The organism is Streptomyces sp. NRRL WC-3549 (genome assembly GCF_000721935.1).
GTDB lineage: Bacteria > Actinomycetota > Actinomycetes > Streptomycetales > Streptomycetaceae > Streptomyces.
The window spans coordinates 42,579-48,112 of the sequence record NZ_KL585386.1; the positions used below are offsets into that span (position 1 = coordinate 42,579).

Annotated in this window: 5 protein-coding genes and 3 pseudogenes; 1 reads left to right on the plus strand and 7 read right to left on the minus strand. The window is 67.0% G+C overall.

The genetic code is table 11. The features are described from left to right. The 4 genes and pseudogenes from IH13_RS0104495 to IH13_RS0104510 all read right to left on the minus strand — a co-directional run. Positions 1-268, minus strand: a pseudogene (locus tag IH13_RS0104495) (ubiquinol-cytochrome c reductase cytochrome b subunit); the annotation flags it as partial. Continuing rightward, the gene (locus IH13_RS0104500) at positions 265-1,317 is read right to left on the minus strand and encodes a cytochrome bc1 complex Rieske iron-sulfur subunit (RefSeq protein WP_031081178.1); all 1,053 of its coding nucleotides are present in this window, start codon (positions 1,315-1,317) and stop codon (positions 265-267) included. The pseudogene IH13_RS0104495 and the gene IH13_RS0104500, both read right to left, overlap by 4 nt. Further along, positions 1,314-2,137: pseudogene (locus IH13_RS0104505) on the minus strand (c-type cytochrome). Before IH13_RS0104505 ends, IH13_RS0104500 begins: the two are co-directional and overlap by 4 nt. A gap of 54 nt (positions 2,138-2,191) precedes the next feature. Continuing rightward, positions 2,192-2,812 carry an aa3-type cytochrome oxidase subunit III gene (locus tag IH13_RS0104510; RefSeq protein ID WP_031081181.1) on the minus strand — a complete coding sequence of 207 codons (621 nt, stop codon included), beginning with the start codon at positions 2,810-2,812 and terminating at the stop codon, positions 2,192-2,194. 187 nt (positions 2,813-2,999) lie between these two features. Between IH13_RS0104510 and IH13_RS0104515 the strand changes: the two genes are divergently transcribed. Continuing rightward, positions 3,000-3,401: a response regulator transcription factor gene (locus IH13_RS0104515; RefSeq protein ID WP_031081183.1), complete on the plus strand. Its 402-nt coding sequence runs from the start codon at positions 3,000-3,002 to the stop codon at positions 3,399-3,401. Positions 3,402-3,452: 51 nt separating this feature from the next. Here IH13_RS0104515 and IH13_RS0104520 read toward each other — a convergent pair whose 3' ends face one another. The 3 genes and pseudogenes from IH13_RS0104520 to IH13_RS42035 all read right to left on the minus strand — a co-directional run. Beyond that, entirely contained in the window at positions 3,453-4,709 is a 1,257-nt protein-coding gene (locus IH13_RS0104520; RefSeq protein ID WP_031081185.1) for a L,D-transpeptidase, read from the minus strand. 111 nt (positions 4,710-4,820) lie between these two features. After that, positions 4,821-5,219 (minus strand): cytochrome c oxidase subunit 4, encoded by a 399-nt coding sequence (locus tag IH13_RS0104525; RefSeq protein ID WP_031081186.1) that lies wholly within the window; start codon positions 5,217-5,219, stop codon positions 4,821-4,823. Beyond that, positions 5,216-5,534: pseudogene (locus IH13_RS42035) on the minus strand (cytochrome ubiquinol oxidase subunit I); the annotation flags it as partial. The gene IH13_RS0104525 and the pseudogene IH13_RS42035, both read right to left, overlap by 4 nt.

Genomic DNA, 5,534 nt, shown 5'->3' on the forward strand with positions numbered 1-5,534 from the left:
CAGCCCGCTCAGAGATGTGTATAAGAGACAGGTGGTACACGACCTCGGTCATGCTCGGGTCGAAGAACAGCGTCAGGTACACACCCGTGAGGATGATGATGATGAAGCTGTAGAGGCAGATCTCACCCAGCATGAAGGACCAGTGGTCCGGGAAGATCTTGCGCATGTTGGACTTGGCCAGGCCGTAGATGCCCAGTCGGCCGTCCGCCCAGTCGGCCACCCGCTCACCGGCGGGCGCCTTGCGCTGTGTGTCTGTCACGGTACTCATCCGCGCTCCCAGAAGGCAGGACCGACGGGCTCTGCGAAGTCGTCGAGCGCCTCGAGGTTGCCCTCGCTGTTCACGCCGATCCGCAGCTGCGGCAGGGGGTGACCGGCAGGCCCGAAGATGACGCGGGCGCCGTCGGAGAGGTCGAAGGTGGACTGGTGGCACGGGCAGAGGACGTGATGCGTCTGCTGCTCGTAGAGGCTGATGGGGCAGCCGACGTGGGTGCAGATCTTGGAGAAGGCGACGATTCCCTCGTGGCCCCACTCACGCGACTGCTTGTCCTTGATGTCGTCCGGCTCGATGCGGACAATCATCAGGGCGGCCTTCGCGATCTGCGTCTGGAAGTCGTGCGCGTCCTCCTTCAGGCCCTCGGGCATGGCGAAGGTCAGCGAACCGACGACGACGTCCTCGGGACGCAGCGGCTCCATCGTGTTCATGTTGACGAGCTGCTTGCCCTTGGCCCACAGGGTCGTGCGGAGCTTCTTCTCCGGCAGCGGACCGAGGTCGCGCAGCAGCACCACGCCGGAGAGCGGCACCAGGGCCAGCGCACCGAACATGGTGTTGCGGATCAGCTTCCGGCGTCCGATGGCGGACTCCCGGGCGCCGTCCGCGAAGTCCGCGAGAACCTTCGCCTTGACCTCGGGCGGCGCCTCGATCGGGTGCCGGTCGTCCGCGACCTCCACGTCCGACATCAGCGTGCGCGCCCAGTGGACGGCGCCCGCGCCGATGAGGAACAGCGCCAGGCCCAGGGTCAGACCCAGCGAGAAGTGCAGCGCGCTCACGTGGCCGATCGGCCAGATGAAGACGATCTTGTCGACCGGGAAGATGACGTACGAGGCGATGAAGCCGATCGTCGCCAGCATGGACAGCGTGAACATCAGGGCGACGGTGCGCTCGGAGCGCTTGGCGGCCCGTTCGTCGATGTCCTGGATGCGCGGCTTGTGGGCCGGCAGCCCGGGGTCGGCGAACGGGTCGTCCGCGACCTTGACCGCACCGTGCGCGGTGTCCTGCTCTGCGGGCAGGCCCTCTTCTGAAATCTCTTGGCTACTCATGACTTCTTGGCCTTAGCGGTGTGTGCCGCGACCCAGACGGCGATGGCGATCAGTCCGCCCAGTCCGAAGATCCAGCCGAAGAGACCCTCGCTGACGGGACCGAGGCCACCGAGCGAGAGCCCACCGGGGCTCGCGGTTTCGTCACCGTTCACGGTCTTGATGTACGCGATGATGTCTTTCTTCTCCTTCTCCGGCATGGTGCTGTCGGGGAAGGAAGGCATGGCCTGCGGGCCGGTCTGCATGGCCTCGTAGATGTGCTTCGGGCTCACACCTTCGAGGTTGGGGGCGTACTTGCCGTCGGTCAGCGCGCCGCCCTTGCCCGTGAAGTTGTGGCACTGGGCGCAGTTGGTGCGGAAGAGTTCGCCGCCCTTGGCCACGTCGGCGCCCGCGGGGTCGACCTGGCTCTCCTTCGGGGTGATCGGGCCGGCGCCCAGGGACGCGACGTACGCCGCGAGCTGGTCGATCTGGGCCTGGTTGTAGATGACCTTCTTCTTCGGGATCTGGGCGCCCGGCTGCTGGGCCGGCATGCGTCCGGTTCCGACCTGGAAGTCCACGGCGGCGGAGCCGACACCAACGAGGGACGGCCCGTCGGTGGTGCCCTGACCGCCGGTTCCGTGGCAGCTGGCACAGCCCACGGAGTAGAGCTTCTTGCCCTCGTCGATGGCGAGGGACTGGGCGGTGTCGTCGGCCTGCGCCTTACCCGCAGGCGCAAACGCGGCGTACAGCCCCCCGGTAGCCGCCAGCGCGAGGAGTAGTACCTGTCTCTTATACACATCTCCGCCGCCAGCGGATGGCGTCGTCGAGCGGAGAGCTTTTTCACGGATTACCCCGGTGTCAGGATCTTCTGCGTCGATGGTGGTGGGAGCGAGCCCGGTTACTTGATCATGTAGATCGTGGCGAACAGACCGATCCAGACGACATCGACGAAGTGCCAGTAGTAGGACACGACGATGGCGGCTGTGGCCTGTTCGTGGGTGAACCTCGAGGCCGCGTATGTCCTGCCCAGGACGAGCAGGAAGGCGATGAGACCGCCTGTCACATGCAGACCGTGGAAGCCCGTGGTCAGGTAGAACACCGAGCCGTAGGGGTCGGAGGACAGGGAGAGACCCGCCTCCTTGACCAGCTCGGTGTACTCGAGGACCTGGCCTCCGATGAAGATCGACCCCATCACGAACGTGATGATGAACCACGTCCGGAGCTTCTTCACATCGCCCCGCTCCGCGGCGAAAACGCCGAGCTGGCAGGTGAGGGAGGAAAGCACCAGGATCGTGGTGTTCGTCGCCGAGAACGGGAAGTTCAGATGGTGGGTCATCTCCTTCCAGTGCTCGGGACCCATCACCGATCGCAGGGTGAAGTACATCGCGAAGAGGGCCGCGAAGAACATCAGCTCGGAACTCAACCAGATGATGGTTCCGACGCTGGTGAGGTTCGGTCGATTGACCGACGGGTGCGCGTGCCCGGTTTCTACTGTCGTTGCTGTCGCCACGACCGACATTATGTCGGTCGCTTATCCCGCCCTCACTCCGGGGGGTGCTGTTCGGTGTGTCAGTGAGGTGTGTCCTCACCGAACGGCCCATCGAAACGCTGTCATTACCGGTGCTGACAGGCTGTCCGCCGGAGTACGATCCGCCCATCGGTTCATGCCCCGAGAGCCCCGAAGACACAGATGTCACGGAGGAACAATGCAGCCGACCGCCACGGTCCTGGTCTACAGCGACGACGCCAACACCCGTGAGCAGGTGAGGCTGGCTGCCGGGCGCAGGCCGGCGGCGGACGTCCCGGAGGTGCGGTTCCTCGAGTGCGCCACCCTGCCGGCGGTGCTGAGCGCGCTGGACGGGGGCGGTGTCGACGTCTGCGTGCTGGACGGGGAGACGGCCCCCGTGGGCGGCATGGGCGTCTGCCGGCAGATCAAGGACGAGATCTTCGACTGCCCGCCCGTGCTGCTGCTGATCGGCCGCCCGCAGGACTCCTGGCTGGCCACGTGGAGCCGCGCCGACGCCGCGGTGACCCATCCGGTCGACCCGGTCGACTTCGCCGACGCCCTGGCCGCCCTGTTGCGCCAGAGGCTGTCCGTGGGCGCCTGAGCGCCCCGAAGAGCCGTCCGGCCATGACGCGGCTCGCCCCCGGGGGGGAGGTCACACCTGGGGGCGCAGCCGCGCCGCCTCCACCTCGTCGCCCGTGTCCGGGGTGCCGCCGCCGTGCAGCGCGCTGCCCTTCAGCCAGGCGTCCCAGGACAGGTTCCAGTCGCCGTAGCCGTTGTCGAACGGTGTCATGGTCTCGCCGTCGCTCCCGACGACCTTGACGATGTCGCCCTCGCGTACGGTCTGGAAGAACCACTCGGCGTCGGCGGTGCTCATCCCGGTGCAGCCGTGGCTGACGTTGGCGCTGCCCTGGGAGCCGGTCGACCAGGGCGCCGCGTGGACGTACTCACCGCTCCAGGTGACCCGGGTCGCCCAGTAGACCGGCAGGTCGTAGGAGTCCGACGAGCCGGCGGCGATGCCGATGCTCTCCCCCCGCATGCGTACGAACTGCTCCTTGGCCAGCACCACCTTGATGCCGTTGCGCGTGTCGAAGCCCGGCTTGCCCGTGGTGACCGGCAGCGTGTTGATCACCTCGCCGTTGCGCAGGACCGTCATCTGGTGCTCCGAGGCGTCGGTGACGGCTTCTATGCGGTCTCCGGTCGTCAGCTTGAGTGACTTGGCGGCGTCTCCGTACAGCCCGTTGGTCACCTTTATGCCCTTGAGGTTGCTGCGGACGTCGATGGTGGCGTTGGCGGGCCAGTACTCCTTCGGGCGGTAGTGCAGGGTCTTGGCGTCGACCCAGTACCAGGAGCCGGTGACGGCGGGGGCGGAGCGGACCTGGAGTCCGCGCTCCACGGTGGCCCTGGCGGCCTTGTCGGTGACCGGAGCGCTGAGTTCCGCGGTGACGGGCTGTCCGACCCCGTAGGTGCCCGCCTGCGGACCGAAGGAGACCTTCAGGAACTTCTCTGCCTGGGCCGTGCCGAAGGCGTACGTGCGGCTGCCAGGGGCGCCGTCGCCGTTCTCGGTGGACACCTTGACGGTGTACCGGGTGCCGGCCGCCAGCGAGGTGGTGGAGTGCCACCGCTTGCCGCTCGCGTCGAGCTCGCCCGCCAGGTGGCGGCCCTCGGTGTCGACGGCCGTCACGTCGGTGATGCGGGCGTCGTCATCCTTGACGGTGACCTCGATGGGCTGGTCCGGGTCGGCCTTCTCCTTCTCGGAGGGGCCGTTGAACGAGATGTCCTCGGCGGCGTCGTAGGGCTTCAGTGACAGCTGCCGGCTGTCGGGCTCTCCACAGGCGGTCGCACCTGCGACCAAGGTCACGACCAGCAGAGTGCAGCTCACTACGGTGCGGATGCGCGGCGTGTGGTTCATGAACCCACGCTAAGAAGATTCATCCGATCCAGCGCGCCCAGTGACTGCAAACGGGGGCCCGGCCCGCTCGTTGCCGAGCGGGCCAGGCCCCCGTGCGGTGGTACGGCGCTGCTACTGGGTGCGGTTCTCACCGCGGTAGTACTCGAAGACCCAGCCGAAGAGGCCGATCAGGAGCAGCGGGGCGGAGAAGTAGGCCAGCCACCAGCCGAAGGCGACGGCCATGAACAGGAAGGCGCCACCGAGGGACAGCGCGAGCGGCTGCCAGCTGTGCGGGGAGAAGAACCCCACCTCGCCGGCCTCGTCCGCGACGTCGGCCTCCTTGTTGTCCTGGGCCATGGCGTCGACCCGGTTGGCCGTGAAGGCCAGGTAGAAGCCGATCATGAGGGCCAGGCCGAAGGCCAGCACCAGCGTGGTGGTGCCCACCGGCTCCCTGGACCAGACGCCGTACGTGACGGCGATGATCAGCAGGAAGACGCTCAGCCAGATGAAGAGTTTGCCCTGGATCTTCACTTGCCGTCCTCCTTGCCACCGACGAGGACCTTGTCACCCTCGGACGGGTGCTCGAGCTGCTCGAGCGCCGCGATCTCGGGGTGGTGCAGGTCGAACGCCGGGGATTCCGAGCGGATGCGCGGCAGGCTGAGGAAGTTGTGCCGCGGGGGCGGGCAGGACGTCGCCCATTCGAGCGAACGGCCGTAGCCCCACGGGTCGTCGACCTCGACCTTCTTGCCGTACTTGGCGGTCTTCCAGACGTTGTACATGAACGGCAGCATCGACAGGCCGAGCACGAAGGACGCGATCGTCGAGATCGTGTTCAGCGCGGTGAAG